Annotated in this window: 17 protein-coding genes; 10 read left to right on the top strand and 7 right to left on the bottom strand. The window is 55.4% G+C overall.

Annotation, left to right across the window (positions count from 1 at the left end):
* Positions 1-252 precede the first annotated feature (252 nt).
* The 3 genes from aceB (at position 253) to aceK (ending at position 5012) form a co-directional block, all read left to right on the top strand.
* Positions 253-1851 (top strand): malate synthase A, encoded by a 1599-nt coding sequence (aceB, locus tag KGP17_RS25035; RefSeq protein ID WP_223498565.1) that lies wholly within the window; start codon positions 253-255, stop codon positions 1849-1851.
* Between the two features lie 46 nt (positions 1852-1897).
* Positions 1898-3205: an isocitrate lyase gene (gene aceA, locus KGP17_RS25030; RefSeq protein ID WP_021180852.1), complete on the top strand. Its 1308-nt coding sequence runs from the start codon at positions 1898-1900 to the stop codon at positions 3203-3205.
* Between the two features lie 61 nt (positions 3206-3266).
* A complete protein-coding gene (aceK, locus tag KGP17_RS25025) occupies positions 3267-5012 on the top strand; it encodes a bifunctional isocitrate dehydrogenase kinase/phosphatase (RefSeq protein ID WP_223499725.1) in 1746 nt (581 codons plus the stop codon).
* A 33-nt stretch (positions 5013-5045) separates the two neighbouring features.
* Here the strand turns inward: aceK and edd are convergent, their stop codons facing one another.
* From edd to iclR, 3 genes are all read right to left on the bottom strand, one after another.
* A complete protein-coding gene (edd, locus tag KGP17_RS25020) occupies positions 5046-6860 on the bottom strand; it encodes a phosphogluconate dehydratase (protein WP_223498564.1) in 1815 nt (604 codons plus the stop codon).
* 65 nt (positions 6861-6925) lie between these two features.
* On the bottom strand, positions 6926-7465 hold the full coding sequence (gntK, locus tag KGP17_RS25015) for a gluconokinase (protein WP_059199047.1): 540 nt from the start codon (positions 7463-7465) through the stop codon (positions 6926-6928).
* Positions 7466-7723: 258 nt separating this feature from the next.
* Positions 7724-8554, bottom strand: coding sequence for a glyoxylate bypass operon transcriptional repressor IclR (gene iclR / locus KGP17_RS25010; protein ID WP_024484007.1), 831 nt, complete (start codon positions 8552-8554; stop codon positions 7724-7726).
* Positions 8555-8829: 275 nt separating this feature from the next.
* Between iclR and metH the strand changes: the two genes are divergently transcribed.
* Together metH and KGP17_RS25000 are read left to right on the top strand one after the other, a co-directional pair.
* Positions 8830-12510: a methionine synthase gene (metH, locus tag KGP17_RS25005; RefSeq protein WP_223498563.1), complete on the top strand. Its 3681-nt coding sequence runs from the start codon at positions 8830-8832 to the stop codon at positions 12508-12510.
* A gap of 37 nt (positions 12511-12547) precedes the next feature.
* Entirely contained in the window at positions 12548-13114 is a 567-nt protein-coding gene (locus KGP17_RS25000; protein ID WP_071681639.1) for a glycerol-3-phosphate responsive antiterminator, read from the top strand.
* Between the two features lie 34 nt (positions 13115-13148).
* On the opposite strand, the gene KGP17_RS24995 is transcribed toward KGP17_RS25000, so the two are convergent.
* Positions 13149-14597, bottom strand: a complete 1449-nt coding sequence (locus KGP17_RS24995) for an FGGY-family carbohydrate kinase (RefSeq protein ID WP_021180846.1) — start codon at positions 14595-14597, stop codon at positions 13149-13151.
* Between the two features lie 20 nt (positions 14598-14617).
* Positions 14618-15898, bottom strand: a complete 1281-nt coding sequence (locus KGP17_RS24990) for a nitrate/nitrite transporter (RefSeq protein ID WP_071681657.1) — start codon at positions 15896-15898, stop codon at positions 14618-14620.
* 464 nt (positions 15899-16362) lie between these two features.
* Between KGP17_RS24990 and KGP17_RS24985 the strand changes: the two genes are divergently transcribed.
* From KGP17_RS24985 to KGP17_RS24965, 5 genes are all read left to right on the top strand, one after another.
* Positions 16363-17148, top strand: coding sequence for an SDR family oxidoreductase (locus KGP17_RS24985; RefSeq protein WP_071681636.1), 786 nt, complete (start codon positions 16363-16365; stop codon positions 17146-17148).
* Positions 17149-17218: 70 nt separating this feature from the next.
* Positions 17219-18673, top strand: a complete 1455-nt coding sequence (locus KGP17_RS24980) for an FAD-binding oxidoreductase (RefSeq protein ID WP_094982857.1) — start codon at positions 17219-17221, stop codon at positions 18671-18673.
* Positions 18674-18727: 54 nt separating this feature from the next.
* A complete protein-coding gene (locus KGP17_RS24975; RefSeq protein ID WP_223498562.1) occupies positions 18728-20062 on the top strand; it encodes an MFS transporter in 1335 nt (444 codons plus the stop codon).
* A gap of 12 nt (positions 20063-20074) precedes the next feature.
* Complete coding sequence (locus tag KGP17_RS24970) at positions 20075-20878, top strand: hypothetical protein (RefSeq protein WP_223498561.1); 804 nt, start codon at positions 20075-20077, stop codon at positions 20876-20878.
* Positions 20875-21813, top strand: coding sequence for an electron transfer flavoprotein subunit alpha/FixB family protein (locus tag KGP17_RS24965; protein ID WP_223498560.1), 939 nt, complete (start codon positions 20875-20877; stop codon positions 21811-21813). The genes KGP17_RS24970 and KGP17_RS24965 overlap by 4 nt, the downstream gene beginning before the upstream one ends.
* Here KGP17_RS24965 and KGP17_RS24960 read toward each other — a convergent pair.
* The gene (locus KGP17_RS24960; protein ID WP_115159953.1) at positions 21810-22082 is read right to left on the bottom strand and encodes a 4Fe-4S dicluster domain-containing protein; all 273 of its coding nucleotides are present in this window, start codon (positions 22080-22082) and stop codon (positions 21810-21812) included. The two genes, KGP17_RS24965 and KGP17_RS24960, sit on opposite strands and share 4 nt — an antisense overlap.
* Positions 22079-23332 carry an FAD-dependent oxidoreductase gene (locus KGP17_RS24955; protein ID WP_223498559.1) on the bottom strand — a complete coding sequence of 418 codons (1254 nt, stop codon included), beginning with the start codon at positions 23330-23332 and terminating at the stop codon, positions 22079-22081. The genes KGP17_RS24960 and KGP17_RS24955 overlap by 4 nt, the downstream gene beginning before the upstream one ends.
* Between the last annotated feature and the right edge of the window lie 131 nt (positions 23333-23463).

Raw genomic sequence — 23463 nt, 5'->3', positions numbered from 1 at the left:
CTTTATCGTAATGGAACCGGTTTCCTAGTTTGCTATAAATGATAAATAATCTAATCAATTGATAATAAAAGGTTAATAAAATATTTATTAAAAAAATGGAAATCGTTTTTGATTTTTAATTTTTGTTGGTTATTCTAGGATCCTGCGGGATGACATCTGACCAGTTGGCGGTCTTTTTTTCACCCGATTTCCGACAACAATGCTTCGCCTGGCCTGCAATGGCGGCGTGGAATGATGGAAAGGATCAAGACAATGACGCAACAGATGGTAGGCACAGAATTAGCGTTTACACAGGCTTTCGGCTCTGCAGAGCGGCAGATACTGACGGATGATGCGGTCGAGTTCCTGGCGGAACTGGTGGGGAAATTTACGCCGCAACGCAACAAACTGTTGGCGGCACGCGCCAGCTGGCAAGAGAAAATCGATCGCGGCGAGTTGCCTGGCTTTATTTCGGAAGCGGATTCCATTCGGCAGGGTGACTGGCAGATCCGCGGCGTTCCCGCTGACTTGCGCGACCGTCGGGTTGAGATTACCGGTCCGGTTGAACGCAAAATGGTGATCAATGCCCTCAATGCCAACGTCAAAGTGTTTATGGCCGACTTTGAAGACTCACTGGCACCCAGCTGGGACAAGGTTATCGACGGGCAGATCAACCTGCATGATGCGGTCAACGGCACCATCTCTTACACCAATGAAGCCGGCAAGATTTACCAGCTCAAACCCAACCCGGCGGTGTTGATTGCCCGCGTACGTGGCCTGCATTTGCCGGAAAAACACGTGCAGTGGCAGGGGGAAGCGATCCCTGGCGGGTTGTTCGATTTTGCACTCTATTTCTTCCATAACTATCGCCAACTGCTGGCAAAAGGCAGCGGCCCGTATTTCTACCTGCCGAAAACCCAGTCCTGGCAGGAGGCTGCCTGGTGGAATGAAGTCTTTAGCTTTACCGAGGATCGCTTCGGGTTGCCGCGCGGCACCATCAAGGCCACGGTATTGATTGAAACCCTGCCTGCGGTATTCCAGATGGACGAGATCCTGTATCACCTGCGCGATCATATCGTCGGGCTGAACTGTGGCCGTTGGGACTACATCTTCAGCTATATCAAAACGCTGAAGAACCATGGCGATCGGGTGCTACCGGACCGTCAGTCCGTCACTATGACCCAGCCTTTCCTCAGTGCTTATTCTCGCTTGCTCATCAAGACCTGCCACCGCCGCGGTGCTTTTGCGATGGGGGGGATGGCGGCGTTTATCCCCAGCAAAGACGCCGAGCAAAACGCGGTGGTGTTGGGCAAGGTGCGTGCGGATAAAGAACTGGAAGCGACCAATGGCCATGACGGGACTTGGGTGGCACATCCAGGTTTGGCCGATACGGTGATGGAAGTGTTCAACCGCATCCTGGGGGAGCGGCAGAATCAACTAGAGGTGCTGCGTGAGAATGATGCACCTATCACGGCGGCGCAACTGCTGGAACCGTGTGACGGTGAGCGTACCGAAACCGGCATGCGCGCCAATATCCGCGTAGCGGTGCAATACATTGAAGCCTGGATCTCCGGTAATGGCTGCGTACCGATTTATGGCCTGATGGAAGACGCCGCTACTGCCGAGATTTCACGTACCTCAATTTGGCAGTGGATCCATCACGAGAAAAGCCTCAGCAATGGCCAACAGGTAACCAAGGCCCTGTTCCGCCAGATGCTGCAGGAAGAGATGCAGGTCGTTCGTAAAGAACTGGGTGAAGCGCGTTATCACGCAGGCCGCTTCGAAGAGGCGGCACAGCTGATGGAGCGTATCACCACGCAAGATGAATTAATCGATTTCCTGACCTTACCCGGCTACGAATTACTGGCCTGAAACCGTTCCTGACCTTTAACCCTACAGTATTGAAAAGGATAAAAATATGACGACCTCTCGTACCCAACAGATCCAACAGCTGGAACAGGAATGGAAATCAGCACGCTGGGAGGGCATCACCCGCCCTTACAGTGCAGAAGACGTGATCAACCTGCGTGGCTCGGTCAATCCGGTTTGCACGTTGGCGCAAAACGGTGCAGCGAAACTCTGGGAACTGCTGCATGGCAAATCCCGCAAAGGGTACGTGAACAGCCTTGGGGCGCTGACCGGTGGCCAGGCGCTGCAACAGGCGAAAGCCGGTGTCGAAGCGATCTATCTGTCCGGTTGGCAGGTAGCGGCTGATGCCAATACCGCTGCTGCCATGTATCCCGATCAATCACTGTATCCGGTCGACTCTGTCCCGACGGTGGTTGAGCGCATCAATAATACCTTCCGTCGGGCGGATCAGATCCAGTGGGCAAACCAGATTGAACCCGGCAGCAAAGGCTATACCGATTACTTCCTGCCGATCGTGGCGGATGCTGAAGCCGGATTTGGCGGCGTGCTGAATGCCTTTGAACTGATGAAGGCGATGATCGAAGCCGGTGCGGCCGGGGTACATTTTGAAGACCAACTGGCGGCAGTGAAGAAGTGTGGCCATATGGGCGGCAAGGTCTTGGTACCGACCCAGGAAGCTATCCAGAAGCTGGTTGCGGCGCGCTTGGCGGCTGACGTTCTCGGTGTGCCAACCCTGTTGATTGCCCGTACCGATGCCGATGCGGCGGATTTGCTGACCTCCGACTGCGATCCGTATGACAGTGCCTTTGTGTCTGGCGAACGCACCGCCGAAGGTTTCTACCGCACCCATGCCGGTATTGAGCAGGCCATCAGTCGTGGTTTGGCTTATGCCCCTTACGCCGATCTCGTGTGGTGCGAAACCTCAACGCCGGACCTGGAAGCTGCGCAACGCTTTGCCGACGCGATCCATGCCAAGTTCCCGGGCAAGCTGTTGGCTTATAACTGCTCACCGTCGTTCAACTGGAAGAAGAACCTGGACGATCAGACTATCGCCCGCTTCCAGGATGCACTGTCCGCCATGGGCTACAAATACCAGTTCATCACGCTGGCCGGTATCCACAGCATGTGGTTCAACATGTTCGATCTGGCACATGCTTATGCGCGTGGCGAAGGCATGAAGCACTATGTTGAAAAAGTGCAGCAGCCGGAATTTGCCGCAGTCGAGCGTGGCTACACCTTTGCTTCGCATCAGCAGGAGGTGGGGACCGGCTACTTCGATAAGGTAACCACCATTATTCAGGGGGGAGCTTCCTCGGTAACGGCACTGACCGGTTCCACCGAAGAACAGCAGTTCTGATCCCCAAGGGGCCTGGCATGGCGCCAGGCTCTGGTTTCATTCCTGAATGGCAGAGGCAAAGATGGCGGAAAAACTGGAGCTGTTGATTGCACAGACGATCCTGCAGGGCTTTGATGCGCAATATGGCCGCTTTCTTGAAGTCACGGCCGGAGCGCAGCAGCGTTTTGAGCAGGCAGACTGGCCCGCCGTACAACAGGCGATGAAACGACGTATCCATCTTTACGATCACCACGTCGGTCTGGTGGTAGAGCAACTGAAATGCATCACCGGGCAGAAATATTACGATGCGGATTTCCCTAATAGGGTGAAGGCGGTTTATACCGAACTGTTGCCCGACTACCCGCGTTTTGAGATTGCCGAAAGCTTCTTTAATTCGGTTTACTGTCGGCTGTTCAAACATCGGGATTTAACCCCGGACAAGCTGTTCGTTTTCAGCTCGCAACCCGAACGGCGCTTTCGCGATATTCCCAGGCCGTTGGCACGTGATTTTACTCCCAATGGTGATTTGGCTGCCATGCTGCACAGCCTGTTGATCGACTTGCCGCTGCGCCTGCCGTGGGAAGACCTGCCACGCGATATTCGCTATATCACCCAAGCCTTACTGCAGACCTTCAGCTCCCATCAGCTAGCTGCAGCAACGTTTCAAATCGGCAATGAGCTGTTCTACCGTAACAAGGCGGCCTGGTTGGTCGGCAAGCTGCGCGTGGCCGACGGGGTTTACCCGTTCCTGTTGCCGATCCACCACAGCGAGTCTGGCGCGTTATTTATTGATACCTGCCTGACCAGCAAGGCCGAAGCCAGCATCGTGTTTGGCTTCGCCCGTTCCTACTTTATGGTGTATGCCCCGTTGCCAGCGGCGATGGTTGAGTGGCTGCGGGAGATCCTGCCGGGCAAGACCACCGCCGAACTGTATATGGCGATCGGCTGCCAAAAGCATGGTAAAACCGAATGCTACCGTGAATACCTGAATTTTATGGCGCAGTCGCAGGAGCAATTCATTATTGCGCCGGGCGTGAAAGGCATGGTGATGCTGGTGTTTACGCTGCCGTCCTTCGACCGGGTATTCAAGGTGATCAAAGACGAATTTGCGCCGCAGAAAGAGGTTACGCAGGCGCAGGTGATGGCCTGCTACCAATTGGTAAAAGAGCACGACCGCGTCGGGCGGATGGCCGATACCCAGGAATATGAGAATTTTGTGGTGGATAAGGCACGCATCAGTCCGCAACTGCTGGCGGAGTTGCAGCGCGAGGTGCCGGAAAAGCTGGAAGATCTCGGCGATCGGGTGGTCATCAAGCATCTGTATATGGAGCGGCGGATGACGCCGTTAAATCTGTATCTTGAGCAGGCAGACGAACGGCAAATGCATGACGCCATTGAAGAATATGGTAATGCGATCAAGCAGCTGGCTGCGGCCAATATCTTCCCAGGCGATATGCTGTTCAAAAACTTCGGCGTGACGCGCCATGGGCGCGTGGTGTTTTACGACTACGACGAGATTTGCTACATGACCGAGGTGAACTTCCGTAATATCCCGCCGCCGCGCTACCCGGAAGATGAACTGGCCAGCGAACCCTGGTACAGCATTTCACCTAACGATGTTTTCCCCGAAGAGTTCCGCCATTTCCTGTGTGGCGACCGGCGCATCCGCAAGGTCTTTGAGGAGATGCACAGCGATCTGTTTGAAGCGGACTACTGGCGAGGGTTGCAGCAGCGTATCAAGGAGGGGCACGTCGAGGATGTGTTTGCCTACCGTAAAAAGCGGCGTTTCAGCCAGAGGCTACCTTCGGGGTACGCGCAGGCTGGCTGATAGCAGGCCCAGCAGGCTGGGCCATGGTCAGGATTAAAACGTGATGCAGCAGGCGCCCTGTTCGGCCCCGGAAAGCTGGCTGCGTAACGCGCTGAACAGCTCACGGCCACAGCCGTTCCTTTCACCGCTCAGATCGGGTTGATAGGGAATGCGCTGGGCCAGCTCTGCTTCGGCGACCAGCAGTTGCAGCTCGCCGGTGTGTCCATTCACCCGGATCATATCGCCGCTTTGTACTTTGGCCAGCATACCGCCGGTGTACGCCTCCGGGGTGACATGGATCGCCGAAGGAACCTTGCCGGAAGCGCCGGACAGGCGGCCATCGGTCACCAACGCCACCTTGAAGCCGCGATCCATCAATACCCCAAGCGGTGGCATCAGCTTATGCAGTTCAGGCATGCCATTGGCCTGTGGCCCCTGGAAACGCACGACCACCACGCAGTCCCGATCCAGTTTGCCTGCTTCGAAGGCGGGGACGATATCGTGCTGGCTTTCGAATACGACCGCCGGGGCTTCGATAATCTGATTTTCGGCAGGCACCGCAGACGTCTTCATCACCGCACGGCCCAGATTACCGGCCAGCACCTTGGTGCCGCCATGGTGCTCGAACGGTTTGGCTATGCTGGCAATCACGTTAGCGTCCAGCGAACTTGCTGCCCCGTTGCGCCAGGCCAACTGGCCATTGTCCAGCCAAGGCTCCTGAGTGTAGCGCTCCAGGCCGAAACCGGCGACGGTATGCACATCCTGATGCAACAGGCCGTTGTTCAGCAGCTCACGCACGACCAATTGCACACCGCCCGCCGCCTGGAACTGGTTGATATCCGCCGGGCCGTTGGGGTAGATGCGGCATAGCAGTGGCACTGCATCGGAAAGCTCAGAGAAGTCGTTCCAGTTGATGATGATACCCGCTGCGCGAGCCATGGCTACCATATGCATCGTCAGGTTGGTGGAGCCCCCGGTGGCCAGGAGCGATACGATGCCGTTAACCACCACTTTTTCATCCACCAATTGGCCTATCGGCAGGTAATTACCGGCGGTTTCTGTCAGGCGGGTGACTTGGCGAGCGGCGGCATCATTGAGCGCATCGCGCATTGGCGTGTCTGGATGAATGAAAGAGGCGCCGGGTAGATGCAGGCCCATCACTTCCATCACCATCTGGTTGGTGTTGGCCGTGCCGTAGAAGGTGCAGGTACCAACGCCATGATAAGAGGCGGCCTCGGCTTCCAGCAGCGCGTGGCGATCGGCTTTGCCCTCGGCATACAGCTGGCGCACACGTACTTTCTCTTTATTAGGTAGGCCGCTGCTCATCGGCCCGGCAGGCACAAATACGGCAGGCAAATGGCCGAAGGACAAGGCGGACATTACCAGCCCTGGCACAATCTTGTCACAGATACCCAGAAACAATGCGCCGTCGAACATGTTATGGGAAAGGCCGATGGCTGCGGACATGGCTATCACATCGCGGCTCATCAACGACAGCTCCATGCCGTCCTGTCCCTGTGTCACGCCGTCGCACATTGCTGGCACACCACCTGCGACCTGGCCAACGGCGCCAACGCTGTGTAACGCCTGCTTTAGCCGCTGTGGATAGCTTTCATAAGGCTGGTGGGCAGAAAGCATATCGTTGTAAGCGGTGATGATGGCGATATCGCTGCGCACCATGTTTTTCAGGGCGGCTTTATCGTCGGGCTGGCAGGCGGCAAAACCGTGGGCCAGGTTGCCACAGGCTAGCTGCGAGCGGTGTACCGTCTGCGTGCGGGCTGCGCTAATACGTGCCAGATAGGCAGCTCGGCTCTCTTTTGAACGTTCAATAATGCGTTGTGTTACACGTGCCAGGGTGCTGTTAATCATATCATCCTCACAATGCAGCCCTAATGCGCGCGGCGAGGGCCAGTTATGTCGTTCAGAACATCTCGTTATGCACAGGCTTCTTGTGGTTGGAAACTCTGGATATGCCGCACAGTGTCGGCAATCACTGCATCCAGTGATTGATCGATATCGATGGCCTGGACGTCAATTTCATCTTGGCCTGGCTGCTCCAGCGTGGCGAACTGGGTGACCAGCATTTGGGGTTTGAAGAAATGGCCCTTGCGGGCAGCCAGCCGAGCCTCGATCACCGGGAAGTCGCCGTGCAGATAGATGAATGACAGATTGTCATTACCGGCACGCAGCCGATCGCGATAATGTTTTTTCAGTGCAGAGCAGACGATGATCGAGACCGCATTGGTACGCTGCATAGCGAAAGCCGCGTCGTTCAGGGCGGCCAACCATGGTGCGCGATCGTCGTCATTGAGCGGTTCGCCTGAGGCCATTTTCTGGATATTGCAGCGCGGATGGAGAAAGTCACCGTCCAGAAAGTTGGCGGATAGCCGTTGGGCTACGGCATTGGCGACGGCGGACTTGCCGCTGCCGGATACGCCCATAATGACGTAAACACGATTCTGATTATTGATCATGGTTTGGTTCCCCCACCTGCGAGTCATAGTCTGCAGCGGCTATATTATTATACGAATGATTGTTACCGGTAACATGTTATCGGTAACATTGTCAGGGGAAGCGCCAAAGGTTGCAATCGGCTTTCGGTGGCAAGATCGCTAATTGTGATCGAATTCATACTTTTCGCGGGAGGCGAAACAAAGTCTCTACAGCGCGATACAGAAAAATAACAGCGGGAATTTGCTCAGGGCTTAGGGCGCAATGCTGCGCCCGTCTAATCACCGTACGCCGCCGTACTCCAGGCTGATTTCTTTTGCCGCATGGATCACTAGCGCACCCAGTTCGGTAACGCGATCGTCGGTAATGCGTGATACCGGGCCGGAGATGGAGATGGCGGCAAAGGCTTCGCGGTGTTCATCAAAAATGCAGGCGGCCAGACAGCGTAGGCCCAGGGCATGCTCTTCATCGTCGAACGAGAACCCCTGCTTGCGGATCACCGCCAACCCTTCTTTCAGGTTATGTGGCGTGAGCGTGTGTGGGGTATAGGTGTGCATGCCTTTTTTATGCAGCAGCCGGGTTACCTCATCGTCCTGCATGCTGGCCAGAAAGGCTTTGCCTGCGCCAGAGGCGTGCATCGGCAGCTTGCCGCCAATCGGGGCTGACATGCGCATCAACGCGGTGCATTGTACCTGATCGATAATCACTGCCTGATCCTCGGCTTTGTCCATTACCGCCAGATTGACCGTTTCCCCCGACTCTTCCATCAGGCGGCGCAGCGTTGGGTGCACCATCGCCAGCAGGTTACGGCTTTGCAGGAAGCTGCTGCCCACCACAAACGCATGTGCTCCCATGGTCCACAGGCCAAGATCGCCCACCTGACGGACAAACCCCTGCTGTTGCATGGTCGTCAGCAGGCGATGGGTGGTGGAGTTGGGCAACCCGGCTTGCTGGGCCAGATCGGTCAGCGCTACGTTGCCCTGCGCTTCGGCAATATATTCCAATAGTTTCAGACCACGGGTCAATGACTGGACCTGGCCGGTCGCCGTGCTGGTAGCGGGTGCGGCGGCGCGGGGTTTTTTACCGCGTTTGGCGGGAACGGGAGTGGCCATGATTCACCTTGTGCTTTCCGTATGATGGAATTCATTTTCGTTTTTTGAGTGTGAATTGCAAGTTGCTTCTCCGCTCATCGGATCTGTTGTTCGGCGAACCTGAAAAACTCTCAATACCCGCTCGCATCTTTGCCGCCATAACCTGTGCTAGGATGTCAGACCCTCCATCTTTCAAGTTGCAGGATGCATGACGGGCGCAGCGTGCCGTGCCGCTACAACATTGGGATGTGGGGTAATAAGTCGTCGGGCGGATAATCGGGTGTGAAGGGGCTACAGTGATAAATCGAGTGGAACAACTGCGTCAGCAGCTATCGCAGCGTATTTTAGTGTTGGACGGCGGTATGGGCACCATGATCCAGAGCTATCGGCTGGAGGAGGCAGACTACCGCGGTGAGCGTTTTGCCGATTGGCAAAGCGATCTGAAAGGCAATAACGACCTGCTGGTGTTAAGCAAGCCGGAGGTGATCACTGCGATCCACAACGGTTACCTGGAGGCGGGGGCCGACATCCTCGAAACCAACACCTTCAACTCGACCACTATCGCGATGGCCGACTACCATATGGAGTCGCTGTCCGCCGAAATTAACTACCAGGCCGCTTTGCTGGCGCGCGCTTGTGCTGATGAATGGACGGCACGCACCCCGGAAAAACCGCGCTACGTTGCTGGCGTACTGGGCCCAACCAACCGTACTGCCTCCATTTCCCCTGACGTTAACGATCCGGCCTTCCGTAATGTCTCTTTTGACCAATTGGTAGAGGCCTATCGCGAATCAACCCGTGCGCTGGTGGAAGGGGGCGTCGATCTGATCATGATCGAAACCATCTTCGATACCCTGAATGCCAAAGCGGCGGCCTTTGCGGTCGAAACCGAATTTGAAGCGCTGGGCGTGACCTTACCGATCATGATTTCCGGCACCATCACCGACGCCTCTGGCCGCACCCTTTCCGGCCAGACTACGGAAGCGTTTTACAACTCGCTACGTCACGTTAAGCCGCTGACCTTTGGCCTGAACTGTGCGCTCGGCCCGGATGAGTTACGCCAATACGTGGCGGAGTTGTCTCGCATCTCTGAAAGCTATGTTACTGCTCACCCAAACGCCGGTTTACCCAATGCCTTTGGTGAATACGATCTCGATGCCGAAGAGATGGCCAAACAGGTGGGCGAATGGGCGCACGCCGGTTTCCTCAATATCATCGGTGGCTGCTGTGGCACCACTCCGGCGCATATCGCCGCGATGGCTAAAGCGGTCGAGGGCGTACCGCCACGGCAGTTACCAGAGTTACCGGTAGCTTGCCGCCTCTCCGGCCTGGAACCGCTGAATATTGATGCCAAATCGCTGTTCGTCAACGTGGGGGAGCGTACTAACGTTACCGGCTCGGCCCGATTCAAGCGGTTGATTAAAGAAGAAAAATATAACGAGGCGCTGGCCGTGGCCCGCCAACAAGTGGAGAGCGGCGCCCAGATCATCGACATCAACATGGATGAAGGGATGCTTGACGCCGAAGCGGCGATGGTGCGTTTCCTCAACCTGATTGCCGGTGAGCCGGATATTGCCCGTGTTCCGATCATGATCGACTCCTCCAAATGGAGCGTGATCGAAAAGGGCCTGAAATGCATTCAGGGTAAAGGCATCGTCAACTCGATCTCGATGAAAGAGGGCGAAGAAGCCTTTATCCACCATGCCAAACTGGTGCGCCGCTACGGTGCCGCCGTGGTGGTGATGGCCTTCGATGAAGTTGGTCAGGCAGATACTCGTCAACGCAAATTTGAGATTTGCCGCCGTGCTTACCAGATCCTGACCGAGCGCGTGGGTTTCCCGCCGGAAGATATCATTTTTGACCCGAACATTTTTGCCGTTGCCACCGGTATCGAAGAGCATAACAACTATGCCGTCGACTTTATTGAAGCCTGTGCCGACATCAAAACCCACCTGCCGCATGCGATGATTTCCGGCGGTGTGTCCAACGTCTCCTTCTCGTTCCGTGGCAACGATCCGGTGCGTGAAGCGATCCACGCGGTGTTCCTGTATCACGCCATTCGCAACGGCATGGATATGGGGATCGTCAACGCCGGGCAGTTGGCGATCTATGACGATCTCAGCACTGAACTGCGTGAAGCCGTTGAGGATGTGGTGCTCAATCGCCGTCAGGATGGCACCGAGCGCCTGCTGGAACTGGCGGAGAAATACCGGGGTAGCAAAGACAATGAAGTGGCGGTGCAGCAGGCCGAATGGCGCGGCTGGCCGGTAGTGAAGCGCCTGGAGTATTCGCTGGTTAAAGGTATTACCGAATTTATCGAGTTAGACACCGAAGAAGCGCGCCAGCAGGCGGATCGCCCGATCGAAGTGATCGAAGGGCCACTGATGGCTGGTATGAACGTGGTTGGTGACCTGTTTGGCGAGGGCAAAATGTTCCTGCCGCAGGTAGTGAAATCGGCCCGCGTGATGAAGCAGGCGGTGGCCTATCTCGAACCTTACATTGAGGCCAGCAAACAGAAGGGCACCACCGCCGGGAAAATTCTGTTGGCGACGGTGAAGGGCGATGTGCACGACATCGGCAAAAACATCGTCGGCGTGGTGCTGCAATGTAACAACTACGAAATTATCGATCTGGGCGTGATGGTGCCGACGGACAAGATCCTGAAAACCGCCCGCGAACAGAACGTGGATATTATCGGTCTGTCTGGCCTGATCACCCCGTCACTGGACGAAATGGTCAACGTGGCAAAAGAGATGGAACGCCAAGGCTTTACCCTACCGCTGCTGATCGGTGGGGCGACCACCTCCAAGGCCCATACCGCGGTGAAGATTGAGCAGAACTACAGCGGCCCGACTACCTACGTGCAGAACGCCTCGCGTACCGTTGGTGTGGTTGCGGCGCTGCTGTCAGACACTCAGCGGGACGAGTTTGTCGCCCGTACCCGCAAAGAGTACGAAACTGTGCGTATCCAGCACGGGCGTAAAAAACCGCGTACGCCGCCGGTCAGCCTGCAACAGGCACGGGATAACGCCATGGTGCTGGACTGGGAAAACTACCAGCCTCCGGTGCCGAACAAACTTGGTGTGTTCCCGGTTGAGGCCAGCATTGACACGCTGCGTCACTATATCGACTGGACGCCGTTCTTTATGACCTGGTCACTGGCGGGCAAGTATCCGCGCATTCTGGAGGATGAAGTGGTAGGGGAAGAGGCCAAACGCCTGTTCCAGGATGCCAACGAAATGCTGGATATGCTGGCCGCTAACGGTAGCCTCAACCCGCGAGGCGTCTATGGTCTGTTCCCGGCCAACCGCGTCGGGGATGATGTAGAAGTCTACCGGGATGAAAGCCGTGAAGAGGTGCTGGTGGTCAGCCGTCATCTGCGTCAGCAAACGGAAAAGACCGATTTCCCTAACTACTGTCTGGCCGACTTTGTGGCCCCGAAAAGCAGCGGCAAAGCCGACTATTTTGGCGCATTCGCAGTCACGGGCGGCTTGGAAGAGGATGCTTTGGCGGCGGCCTATGATGCCAAGCATGACGACTACAACAAGATCATGGTCAAAGCGTTATCCGATCGTTTGGCAGAGGCCTTTGCCGAATACCTGCACGAGCAGGTGCGCAAGCTGCACTGGGGCTTTGCCGCCGATGAAAACCTGAGTAACGAAGAGCTGATCCGTGAGAATTATCAAGGTATTCGCCCGGCCCCCGGCTATCCTGCTTGTCCAGAACATACCGAAAAAGCGGAGATCTGGCAGTTGCTGGACGTTAACCGCCATACCGGCATGGAACTGACCGAATCCTTCGCCATGTGGCCTGGGGCAGCGGTATCCGGCTGGTATTTCAGCCATCCGCAAAGCAAGTACTTTGCCGTGGCCCAGATCCAGCGCGATCAGGTCGAAGACTACGCGCAGCGTAAGGGGATGAAGATCGGTGACGTAGAGCGCTGGCTGGCCCCGAATCTGGGATACGATGCAGATTAATTTTCAGCCAGCAGGCTGAAAGAGACAGGGGAACAACGTGTCTATCGAAGAACTGTTAAAGCTGCACCCGGTGATCGCAGCGGTAAAAGATAATGAGAGCCTGCAGATCGCGGTCAAGTCGAACTGCCAGATCATCTCGGTGCTGTACGGCAATATCTGTAATATTGGGCGCATCGTGCAGCAGGTGAAGGAGGCTGGCAAATACGCTTTTGTGCATGTTGATTTGCTGGAAGGCAGCTCCAACAAGGAGATCGTGATTAATTTCCTGAAAATCGTCACGGCGGCGGATGGCATTATCAGCACCAAGGCCTCGATGGTGAAGGCGGCGCGTCAGCAAGGCTTCTACACCATTCACCGGCTGTTTATCATGGACTCGATTTCCTTCCACAATATCGACAAGCAGGTGGCGCAATCGACGCCGGACTGCATCGAAATCCTGCCGGGTTGCATGCCTAAGGTGCTCGGTTGGGTGGCAGAAAAGATCGACTTGCCGATTATTGCCGGTGGCTTGGTGTGTGATGAGGATGATGCGCAAACCGCGCTGAATGCCGGGGCCATCGCCGTTGCCACCACCAATCACGACGTATGGAAGTTGAAATTGTAATGATAAGGGCACCGAAGGCCGGTGCCCCTGCCAGTTAGTCGACCAACGGACTGAGTGCCTGTAGCAGCGGGTCCAGATGTTGGTTTACCCGTTGATACACCTGCTGATTCAACTGATTGTAGAACCGATGATTAGCCATATTCGGTGTAAAACTGTCCCCCATTCGTACCAGCTTCTGCGCGGCCTGTTCGTAATCGGTAAAGACGTTCACCGCCATCCCGGCGTTGATGGCACAGCCCACCGCTGCCGAACCTTTCATCACGTTACGGCTGGTGGGGATGCCAAACACGTCGGCAAAGATCTGCATAAACAGATCGCTGTTGGCCCCGCCGCCGGAAATAATCAGGTGCTTGAACGGGGTTTTCAGCTCCAGCGCCATCTTGTCCATATGGTTTTTCATGGTGAAGGCGATGCCCTCCAGCACCGAACGGTACATATGGGCACGGGTATGGCGGCCATCGAAGCCAATCATGGCCCCTTTACGGAATTCCGCTTCTGACGGTGGTGCCCAGTCATGTACGGTGATCAGGCCTTCACAACCCGCAGGAACGCGCTCTGCTTCCTGATTCAGTAACTCCTCAATGCTGGTTCCGGCGTCATGGGCATCCGACAGTGCGGCCGCGCCAAACTGATCGCGGAACCAACTGATGGTCCACATGCCACGGCGCACGCCCATGCACTCATACAGGTAACGCCCAGGGATCGAAGCCTGGAACGGCCAGAAGTTTTGCGCGTCCTTCACGTTGGCATGGCCGTGTACCATGGCACCGATATAGGTACCGAGGGAAATCAGCGCGACGCCTTCATCCAGTGAACCGGCACCCAGTGCTTCCACCGCTTTGTCATGTGCGGTAGCCACCACCGGAATACCTGCGGGGATGCCAAGCTGCTGCGCTACCTGCTGGGTGATGTGGCCGAGGATTTCACCGGGTTTCACCACGTCCAGTACCATGTCGCGCGTCAGGTTGCAGCTTTGCCAGGCGGCGGGATCGGTGCTCCAATCGAGGCTGTCATTGTCCATCGGCCACCAACCGATGTAGTTGGCACAGGTGTCTTTGAACTCACCGGTCAGGCGATGGGTGATGTAACCCGAGGTGGTCGTCACATAACGTACGCCCTGATAGGCATCGATATATTCGTAAGGTTTGTTCAGGCGCTTATCCATCCAGTTGATTACCGGATAGGCCAGCTCACCATTGTCCTTCAGCAGCACCCGGCAACAGCGGACGATGCAAATGCCCATCGCCAGAATGTCCTGCGGCTTGCCACCACGTTCGCCAAAACGCTGCATGGCGCGGCGGAAAGCCACCTTAAGTGAATCCCATAGATCGTCGTCCGGGTGTTCTGCCAGCAGCGGGGCTGGGATATCCATCTTGCGTAACTGCTGTTTCCCTTCGCAAATGGCGTTGCCGTCCAGATCAAAAATCACCACTTTGGCGCTCTGGGTGCCCACGTCCACACCCATCAGGTACTTGCTCTTCATGTCGCAACTCCTTGAGATAATTATTCGGTGACCGGCTGTGTTGTTGTGTTTTTGGCGCCGGCGCGCTTGATGTTGTTAAACAGCAGGAAGGTGAACACCACGACCAGGCAGGTTGCCCCTAACCCCATCAGCCACATATTGTGATAAGCCTCGGCGGCGGGCAGCGTGTCCTGCCAATGGCCGATAACCGGGTAAACAAACACGTCGGGCAGGAAGCCGATCACCGAGCAGATCCCCACGGTGGTGCCCATAATGTATTTTGGCGTTCTGGCTTCGCCGATACAGGCAAAGTACAGCCCACGTGACGCGTAGCAGGTGAAGGCCAGCAACAGGATCAGGCCAATCCCCACGGCGACCGAGGTCGGGTTCTGGTTGGTGATCAGCAAGACGGCCAGGGTGGCCAGGCTGACTAACGCCAGTAACTGAATAGCTCGCGTGGGTGATTTCAGCCGGGTGTAAGTGGTGATGATCCCACCGAGTGGCCCGCACATGGCCCGGAAGATTTTGTTGATCACAATCCCCATATAGCTGGCGGCGACCAGAGTCATACCATACATTTCGGTCAGGTAGTTGGTGGAGTAGCTGAGGATGGCGTAGATGGTATAGACGCCAAAGATAATCATGCTGCAATACCAGGTGGTGCTGATTTTGAGCACCGAGAGAATATCCCCCAGGCTGAATTTATGCGGTTTTTCGCTCTCGTCACTGGTGACAAAGCCGTCTGTAACAAAGAACCAGCAGAGAATGCCCAACAGGATATATACGCCGCTGTAGATCAGGATCACCGCCTTCAGGCTGTTGGGGTTTTCCGGCGCGAACAGCGAGAAGATCCACATGGTGAATACGGCCAGGGCCATCACACCCACGCCGCGTAGCCCCTCCATCCAACCCATGATTTTGCCCTGCTCTTCATGGTTGCCGAGCAGCGAGGCCGCCTTGATCGAAACCGACCACAACAGCAGGATAGTGGTGATCGCGAAGGCGACCTGGATCAGGATCATCACCCAGAACGGTGGATAGACTGCCATCAGCAACCCCAGCAGGCCAGTGGCGATCATCGCGAAAGTCATCATCTTTCTATGAGAGAACTTATCGGCAACGATCCCGCTAGGGGCATACAGAATAATCGCGGTGATGCCGAAAGTACTCATAATCAAGCCGATCTCGGTATTGGAGAACCCCATAAACTTGGCCATCGGGATTTGGTAAATATAACGCAGATAGGCGAGATCGAAACTTACTCCGCCGCTGATACTTATTATTGCCAGCGTTAACCAACGGTGGGAATTATTTTTTTCCATGGTGAAGTTCCGCATAAATACACCCATTAATGGTTAATGTTTGGAGTGACTCCCTTCTTTTAACCGTTATTGGGTACATCGCGTTAAACAAAAAAAGAGAAAAGCAAGCTTCCCGCAGTGCAGGAAGTTACTTTTCTCTTCGTCTCTTTCAGTAACTGCGGTAATAAATAGCACGGCAACCTATAATTCATCTGTGAGAGTTATCACAAAACCGAAGTAGGGAACATTAGACGGGATCTGATTGCATAGTAATTCACCGAGTTAGTGCGAAATAAATAAGTTTTAATATCAATCCGACCTGGCAAGAAATGAAACTGTGATAGGCATCACGGAATAGCCTTGACCCTATGTGTTACTTTTTTTGCCAGTTACTAGAGATGAAGAGAAAAGTAACTTCTCTGCCAAGCGCAGGGAGGTTGCTTTTCTCTTTTTTTTGCGTTTTTTCCAGACCAAGGGGCAAAATCATGTCAATAAACGCGTTAAATGAGTTCTCGTTAGATTTCTTCTCGCTAAAAGGCAAAACCGCCATCGTCACCGGTGGCAACAGCGGTCTGGGGCAGGCATTTGCCATGGCGTTGGCCAAAGCCGGTGCCAACCTGTTCATCCCAAGCTTTATCATGGATAAGGGCGAAACCCGCGAAATGATTGAGCGGCAAGGGGTGAAGGTTGAGTTTATGCAGGTGGACATTACTGAGAAAGGCGCGCCTGCCAGAGTGATTGCCCAGTGTCTGGAGACCTTCGGTTCGGTGGATATCTTGGTGAACAACGCCGGTATCTGTAAGCTGAATAAGGTACTGGATTTCGGCCGCGAAGACTGGGATCCGATGATCGATATTAACCTGACCGCAGCCTTTGAATTGAGCTATGAAGCAGCAAAAATCATGATCCCGAAAAAACAGGGGAAAATCATTAATATCTGTTCCCTGTTCTCTTATTTGGGCGGCCAATGGTCACCGGCGTACTCGGCCACTAAACATGCGTTGGCCGGTTTTACCAAGGCCTATTGCGATGAATTAGGGCAATACAATATTCAGGTTAATGGTATTGCGCCAGGCTATTATGCGACAGATATTACGATCGAAACGCGTAAAAACCCAGAAACCAATAAGCGCGTTCTTGACCATATTCCGGCTAATCGTTGGGGTGAAACGCAGGATCTGATGGGCGCGATGGTATTTTTAGCCAGTCGAGCCTCTGATTATGTTAATGGTCATTTGTTGGTTGTCGATGGCGGTTATTTGGTTCGCTAAATTAATGGGTGGTTCCTTTTAATTTTACTTAAGCCGATTTTATCTATTCTTAATTTAGGAAGGGTTATTTATGTCTCTGTCCCGTGAAGAAATTGTCGTTCAGTTAAAAGAACTTGTTGGCCCAGAGCGGGTGATTACCGACGAAAAAGTGCTGCAGAAAAACAGCGTAGACCGTTTCCGCAAATATGCCGATATTCATGGCGTGTTTACCCAGCCGCTGCCTGCCGCCGTGGTGAAATTGGCCGACACCCAGCAGGTGTCCGATGTGCTGGCGTTCATGAATAAGCACGGCATTACTGGCGTACCGCGCACCGGGGCTTCGGCCACCGAGGGCGGGTTGGAAACGGTAGTGAAGAATTCCGTGGTGCTGGATGGCTCGGGAATGAATAAGGTCATCAACATTGATATCCGTAATATGCAGGCCACGGCGCAGTGCGGCGTACCGCTGGAAGTGCTGGAAAATCAATTGCGTGCCCAGGGTTATACGACCGGCCACTCTCCGCAATCCAAGCCGTTGGCCCAGATGGGAGGCCTGGTGGCAACACGTAGTATCGGTCAGTTCTCTACGCTGTACGGCGCGATTGAAGACATGGTGGTTGGGCTGGAAGCGGTGTTCCCGAACGGCAACATCACCCGCATTAAAAACGTACCGCGCCGTGCCGCTGGCCCGGATATCCGCCACGTGATTATCGGTAACGAAGGGGCGCTGTGTTTTATCACCGAAGTGACGGTGAAAATCTTCAAATACATGCCGGAAAACAACCTGTTCTACGGTTACATCCTCGATAACATGGCAACCGGTTTCGACATCCTGCGGGAAGTGATGGTCGAAGGCTATCGCCCTTCCATTGCCCGCTTGTATGACGCGGAAGACGGGACCCAGCATTTTACCCACTTTGCCGAAGGCAAATGCGTGCTGATCTTTATGGCCGAAGGGGCAAAAGGGATCGCGCAGGCGACCGGCGCGGGGATTGATGAGATCGTTAAACGCTATCCGGAATGTAAAAAGGTCGACAGCAAGCTGATTGAAACCTGGTTCAACAATCTGAACTGGGGCCCGGAAAAAGTGGCGGCAGAACGTGTACAGATCATGAAGACCAACAATATGGGCTTCACCACCGAGGTTTCCGGCGACTGGGGCTGCATCAATGCGATTTACGAGAATGTGATCCGCCGCATCCGCGATGAGTTCCCACATGCCGGTGATATCACTATGCTGGGCGGCCACTCGTCACACAGCTATATCAACGGCACCAATATGTACTTTGTGTACGACTACAACGTGGTGGACTGCAAGCCGGAAGAAGAGATCGACAAGTATCACAATCCACTGAATAAAATCATCGTGGAGGAGACCATCAAGCAGGGTGGTTCGATGGTGCATCACCACGGTATAGGTAAGCACCGTGTGCACTGGACCAAGGATGAACACGGCAGTGCCTACTATATCCTCAAGGCGCTGAAAGAGGTGTACGACCCGAATGGCATCATGAATACCGGCACCATTTATCCGATTGAAAAATAATGTTCCTGTCTGGCCCGGCTTGCCGGGCCTTTTGCGCTGGAATAGGGGGTAACGATGACAACACGGCTGCCTCGGCAAGTGCGCATGGATGATATTCCGCTCAACGCTTTTCACTACAAAATGGCGGGGCTGACCTTTGGCGCTCACCTCACCGATGGCTATGTACTGGGCGTGATAGGCTTTGCGCTGGCCCAGCTCAAGCCGCAGATGGGGTTGACGCCGTTTTGGGAAGGAATGATTGGCAGCTCGGCGCTGATTGGCCTGTTCCTGGGCAGCCTGGTATTGGGTTGGGTTTCCGACCATATTGGCCGTCAGAAAATTTTCAGCTTCAGTTTTGTCATCATTACGTTGGCTTCCGTGATGCAATTTTTCGCCACTACGCCGGAACAGCTGTTCTGGCTACGGGTATTGGTCGGGATCGGGCTAGGGGGCGATTACGCCGTAGGCCATACCATGTTGGCCGAGTTTGCTCCGCGTAAACATCGCGGCATCCTGCTGGGATCCTTTAGCGTGATCTGGACGTTAGGCTACGTTGCCGCTGGATTTGCTGGCCATTTCCTTGCCGATCTGGGGCCGGAGTCCTGGCGCTGGCTGTTGGCTTCAAGCGCCGTGCCTGCGTTGATGATTATGCTTTTACGCATCGGTACGCCAGAGTCGCCACGCTGGCTGATGCGCAAAGGGAGGATCGCCGAGGCTCATCTGGTAGTGCTGCGCTGTTTTGGCCCGCAGGTGATCCTCAATGACGAAATCCCGGTAGAAACCGCACGCCATATGCACACCTTATTTTCACCGCGTTACTGGCGGCGTACCGCGTTCAACAGCCTGTTCTTTGTCTGCCTGGTGATCCCTTATTTCGCCATTTATACCTTCCTCCCCTCGATCCTGACCACCCTGGGGCAGAGCCAAAGCTTTGCGACCGATTTGCTGCTTAATGGTTTGCTGATGGTGGGGGCGGTGATGGGAATTGCCCTTACCCAATGGTTGCCGCGCCGTCGCTTCCTGATCGGCGCGTTCTGGATCCTGGCTGTCAGCCTGGGGGCATTGGCCTTTGTGCCTCCGGGTCAGGGAGCCATGTTAATGCTGTTTGCTCTGTTTACGCTGACGATTTCGGCGGTCAGTAACCTGGTCGGGGTATTCCCGGCGGAAAGCTTCCCGACCGATATTCGTTCACTGGGGGTCGGTTTTGCCACCTCGATGAGCCGGCTCGGCTCGGCCATCGGCACCGCTTTGCTGCCGCTGTCGATGCTTTCACTGGGTCTGCAAGGCACCATGCTGATCCTGACTGGCGTATTGGTATTGGGGGCGGTGGTCTCAATCATGTGGGCACCGGAAACCAAGGATATGACGCTGGTGGGCGCTTCATCGGTAAAGCAGTTAATCGCCCACTGACAGGAGAAACGGATGAATCTGCTGTTGGCGATTAAGGTCGCACCGGATCTGGGCATGTTGGCAAGAAGCGATTGGCAACCCGATGGGCGGTTGCAGATTGATACCCGCTTTGCCCGACGTCTGTTAAGCGGCTATGACGAAAGTGCGGCGGAAATGGCGCTGATGCTGCGTGATGAGAGGGAACTTAATCTGAGCGTCGTGACGGTGGCCGATGCTATGGCCGAACCGGCGCTGAAGCAACTGATGGCGCTGGAATATCAGCAGGCGGTACGCATTGAACCTCCTGCGGAGTGGGATCTGCGTTTTAACCCTGCAACGGTTGCCGCCCTGATCGCGGCCTATCAGCAGCATATGGGATCCCAACAGGTGATCGTCATGGGCGCGCAAAGCCTGGAAGGGCAAAATAGCCAAACGCCTTTGCTGTTGGCAGAGCGCCTTGGCTGGCCTTGTATCACCGGCGTTTGCCAATTAGCTGCGGCAGAAGAAGTGGGGGCCTTAAGGGTTACCCGGCAAACCGCTTACGGGCAGGAGGTGATGACGGTGATGCCTCCTTTGGTGCTGGTGGTGGGGAACTCGCAACAGGCGAGTGCATTACGTGTTCCTACGTTGCAGCAGAAGCTGGCGGCGGGTAAACGGCAGATCCAACGTCTGTCACCTGCCGATCTGGCGATGACCGAACAGCTTGCCGGTGATGTGCGGCTGTGTGGCTTAAGCTATCTGGAGCATCGTCGCGCCGGGATAGTGATTGAGGGGGACAGCGTGGAGCAGAAAGTGCAGCGGTTGTGCCGGGATTATCTCGGTGAAAGGTGGCCATGATGAATATTGCACTGATATTGGATGCAGATGCCCCTAACTTTGCTACGCAGGCCAGTCAGATTAATCAGTTCTTGCGGCTGAGCGAGCTTACTGCAGAGAGCCTGGAGCTGTGGTTATTCAGCAACGGGGTACCGCAGAGTCTGCCACGCCTGGACGGTGAGGTAGTAGAAATACGTTGGGTTAGCGCTCCCCGGCTGGCAGAGACGCGATTAGCGGTATTGGAGCAGATGCGGCAAGCTTTCACACCCCGATTACTGCTGTTTGCTGGAGATGAAGGCGGCGAGTTGGCCACGCGACTGGCCTGCCGGAGTGGTGGTTCTGCCTGCTGTGCGGTAGAACGGGCGCACATTAACGGCAGCGAATGCCGGGTAACCAAAGCTATCTATGGCAATCATCTCACCGCCAAGCTGGTGATGATGCGGGAGCCTTGGTGCCTGAGCGTGGCCCGCAGCGGTGCGGTAAGCATGAAAATACTGCCAGGCCCGGTGGTAGCCAAACGCTTTGAGCCAGCCAATATACCTGATGCCGAGTGGATACTGGCCTCGGCGTGTTCACCACAACCCGCAGCGTCACCGCTGAACCAGGCGCGCTACGTGCTGGCCATCGGGGACGGGGTTGGCAGTGCCGGGCAGGTTGCCCATATGCAGCAGTTAGCTACCCACATAGGTGCGGAGCTGGCAGCCAGCAGACCAGTAGTAATGAACGCCTGGTGCGAGATGGATCGCTTACTGGGCATGTCCGGTGCCATCATTGCCCCTGAGGTGTGCATTGCTGCCGGGATTTCCGGTGCTCCGGCGTTCGCCATCGGTATTCGCCATAGCAAGCTGATTGTGGCGATCAACCAGGATCCACAGGCGGCTATTTTTGCCCAGGCAGACGTAGGGATTGTGGGGGACATGCACGAGGTGCTAGAGGCTCTGGCAAACGCCCTTTAACCGAAGCGGAACTCAATTCCGTTACCCGCATGCGGATAGCGCCAGCGGGTGATGGTCTCTTCCCCACACAGCAGGCGGCAGGTACCACATTCCAGGCACCCCTGTACGTCGAAACGCAGGCTGCCGTCCGGCTGGAACTGGTACAGCCCGGCGGGGCAGGCGATCACCAAACGTATCAGCATCGTACGATCCTGTGCGTCGGCCAGGATGATGTGTGGATTGGCATGATCCCCCTGATAATGGTTGTGGCTGAGATCGGGCTGGTTCATAGGCTGCGCATTCCATTGACGGTATCTTTCAGTAATTGCTTCAGGCCGATGCGGCGCGCGTGGCGCCATAGTAGCTTGTGCAACGGCGTAGGGGCATTTCCATTGACCTCAAACATCTCTTGCAGCACGTCGGCAGCCAACTGCGGGTAACGGCTAAACCAATGGGGCGACTGCAACATCATCTCCGGCAGACGCCGATACTGCTGGATCAGCGCCCAGAGCGAACTTTGCTGTAACCGCAGGGGGTAATGCTGCAACTCTTGCCCGGCAATCAAGGTTTCCGCTGCCGCCTGTGCCGATAGCATCGCCAGATCCATACCCCGCACGGTATGCCCGGTATTAATACATAACCTCGCGGCATCGCCGACCAGCAGATAGCCAGGACCAAACAGCGGTGGCATGCTTTCCACCCCGCCTTCGGGGATCAGATGGGCGCTGTATTCCCGTAACTCGGTATTTTTCAGCAATGGCCGCACGGCAGGGTGTTGTTTGAACTGTTGCAACATCTGCGGCAGGGCGATTTTACTCTCAGTGAGGCTGGAAAGATTACATACTACGCCGAGCGACAGGCTATCGCGGTTGGTGTACAGGAAACCACCGCCGACTTTCCCCTGCGTGGGCTGGCCAGCGAACAGCCAGGCGCAACCTTGGTTATCCTCCAGTGCGAAACGATCTTCCAACCGCTCGCGCGGCAGTGCCAACACCTCTTTCACGCCGATCGCCATCGTTGCTGCTGGTGGTTTTGGCTGCAATCCGGCATGCTCACCAAGCAGCGTATTGGCCCCTTCTGCCAGGATCACCGTATTGGCGTATAACGCTTCACCCGCCGCCATAACGCCGACCACCCGGCCTTGCTGCACGATCAGCTCATCGACCAAGGCACCGGTCAGGCATTGTGCCCCGGCGGCTTCCGCCTGTGCCATCAGCCAGGGATCGAAACGGGCGCGCAGTAGGCTGTAGGAACAGGGCAAGGCATGGCGATAATCTAGCGTCACCGCGCTATTGCCGCTCACCATTGAGAGCCTTTCCTGGGTGATCTGGCGTTCCAGAGGGGCGGTAGCGGCAAAATTTGGCAGCAGATTGGCCAAAACATGGGTGTATAACCTGCCACCGCTAACGTTTTTACTGCCCGCCTGAGTACCCCGTTCCAGTAACAAAGTATTGATGCCCGCGCGTGCCAACAACAGCGCCGCGGTGCAGCCCGCAACGCCGCTGCCAACGATAATGGCTGCAAAACCAGGATGTTCCATCAGCTCTGTTTACCAAGGGTTGAAGTGTGACGATTAGAATAACACTCGTGTGCCAGAGTTCATTGATATTGCACAGTTTTTGCGCGCCCGTGGCCGATTTTCACCCGAGGGAAGCCAAATTAGGCTACAAT

This window comes from Serratia sp. JSRIV001 (assembly GCF_019968745.1).
Classification (GTDB): Bacteria; Pseudomonadota; Gammaproteobacteria; order Enterobacterales; family Enterobacteriaceae; genus Chania; species Chania fonticola_B.
This window is presented reverse-complemented; position numbering and strand designations above follow the sequence as displayed.

Coding starts and splice junctions, on each gene's coding strand:
- aceA (WP_021180852.1), top strand. CDS start 1,898: ATGACGACCTCTCGTACCCAACAGATCCAACAGCTGGAACAGGAATGG.
- KGP17_RS24975 (WP_223498562.1), top strand. CDS start 18,728: ATGACAACACGGCTGCCTCGGCAAGTGCGCATGGATGATATTCCGCTC.
- KGP17_RS24965 (WP_223498560.1), top strand. CDS start 20,875: ATGATGAATATTGCACTGATATTGGATGCAGATGCCCCTAACTTTGCT.
- aceB (WP_223498565.1), top strand. CDS start 253: ATGACGCAACAGATGGTAGGCACAGAATTAGCGTTTACACAGGCTTTC.
- KGP17_RS24980 (WP_094982857.1), top strand. CDS start 17,219: ATGTCTCTGTCCCGTGAAGAAATTGTCGTTCAGTTAAAAGAACTTGTT.
- iclR (WP_024484007.1), bottom strand. CDS start 8,554: ATGGCCACTCCCGTTCCCGCCAAACGCGGTAAAAAACCCCGCGCCGCC.
- KGP17_RS24990 (WP_071681657.1), bottom strand. CDS start 15,898: ATGGAAAAAAATAATTCCCACCGTTGGTTAACGCTGGCAATAATAAGT.
- KGP17_RS24985 (WP_071681636.1), top strand. CDS start 16,363: ATGTCAATAAACGCGTTAAATGAGTTCTCGTTAGATTTCTTCTCGCTA.
- KGP17_RS24995 (WP_021180846.1), bottom strand. CDS start 14,597: ATGAAGAGCAAGTACCTGATGGGTGTGGACGTGGGCACCCAGAGCGCC.
- edd (WP_223498564.1), bottom strand. CDS start 6,860: ATGATTAACAGCACCCTGGCACGTGTAACACAACGCATTATTGAACGT.
- gntK (WP_059199047.1), bottom strand. CDS start 7,465: ATGATCAATAATCAGAATCGTGTTTACGTCATTATGGGCGTATCCGGC.
- aceK (WP_223499725.1), top strand. CDS start 3,267: ATGGCGGAAAAACTGGAGCTGTTGATTGCACAGACGATCCTGCAGGGC.
- KGP17_RS24955 (WP_223498559.1), bottom strand. CDS start 23,332: ATGGAACATCCTGGTTTTGCAGCCATTATCGTTGGCAGCGGCGTTGCG.
- KGP17_RS24970 (WP_223498561.1), top strand. CDS start 20,075: ATGAATCTGCTGTTGGCGATTAAGGTCGCACCGGATCTGGGCATGTTG.
- KGP17_RS24960 (WP_115159953.1), bottom strand. CDS start 22,082: ATGAACCAGCCCGATCTCAGCCACAACCATTATCAGGGGGATCATGCC.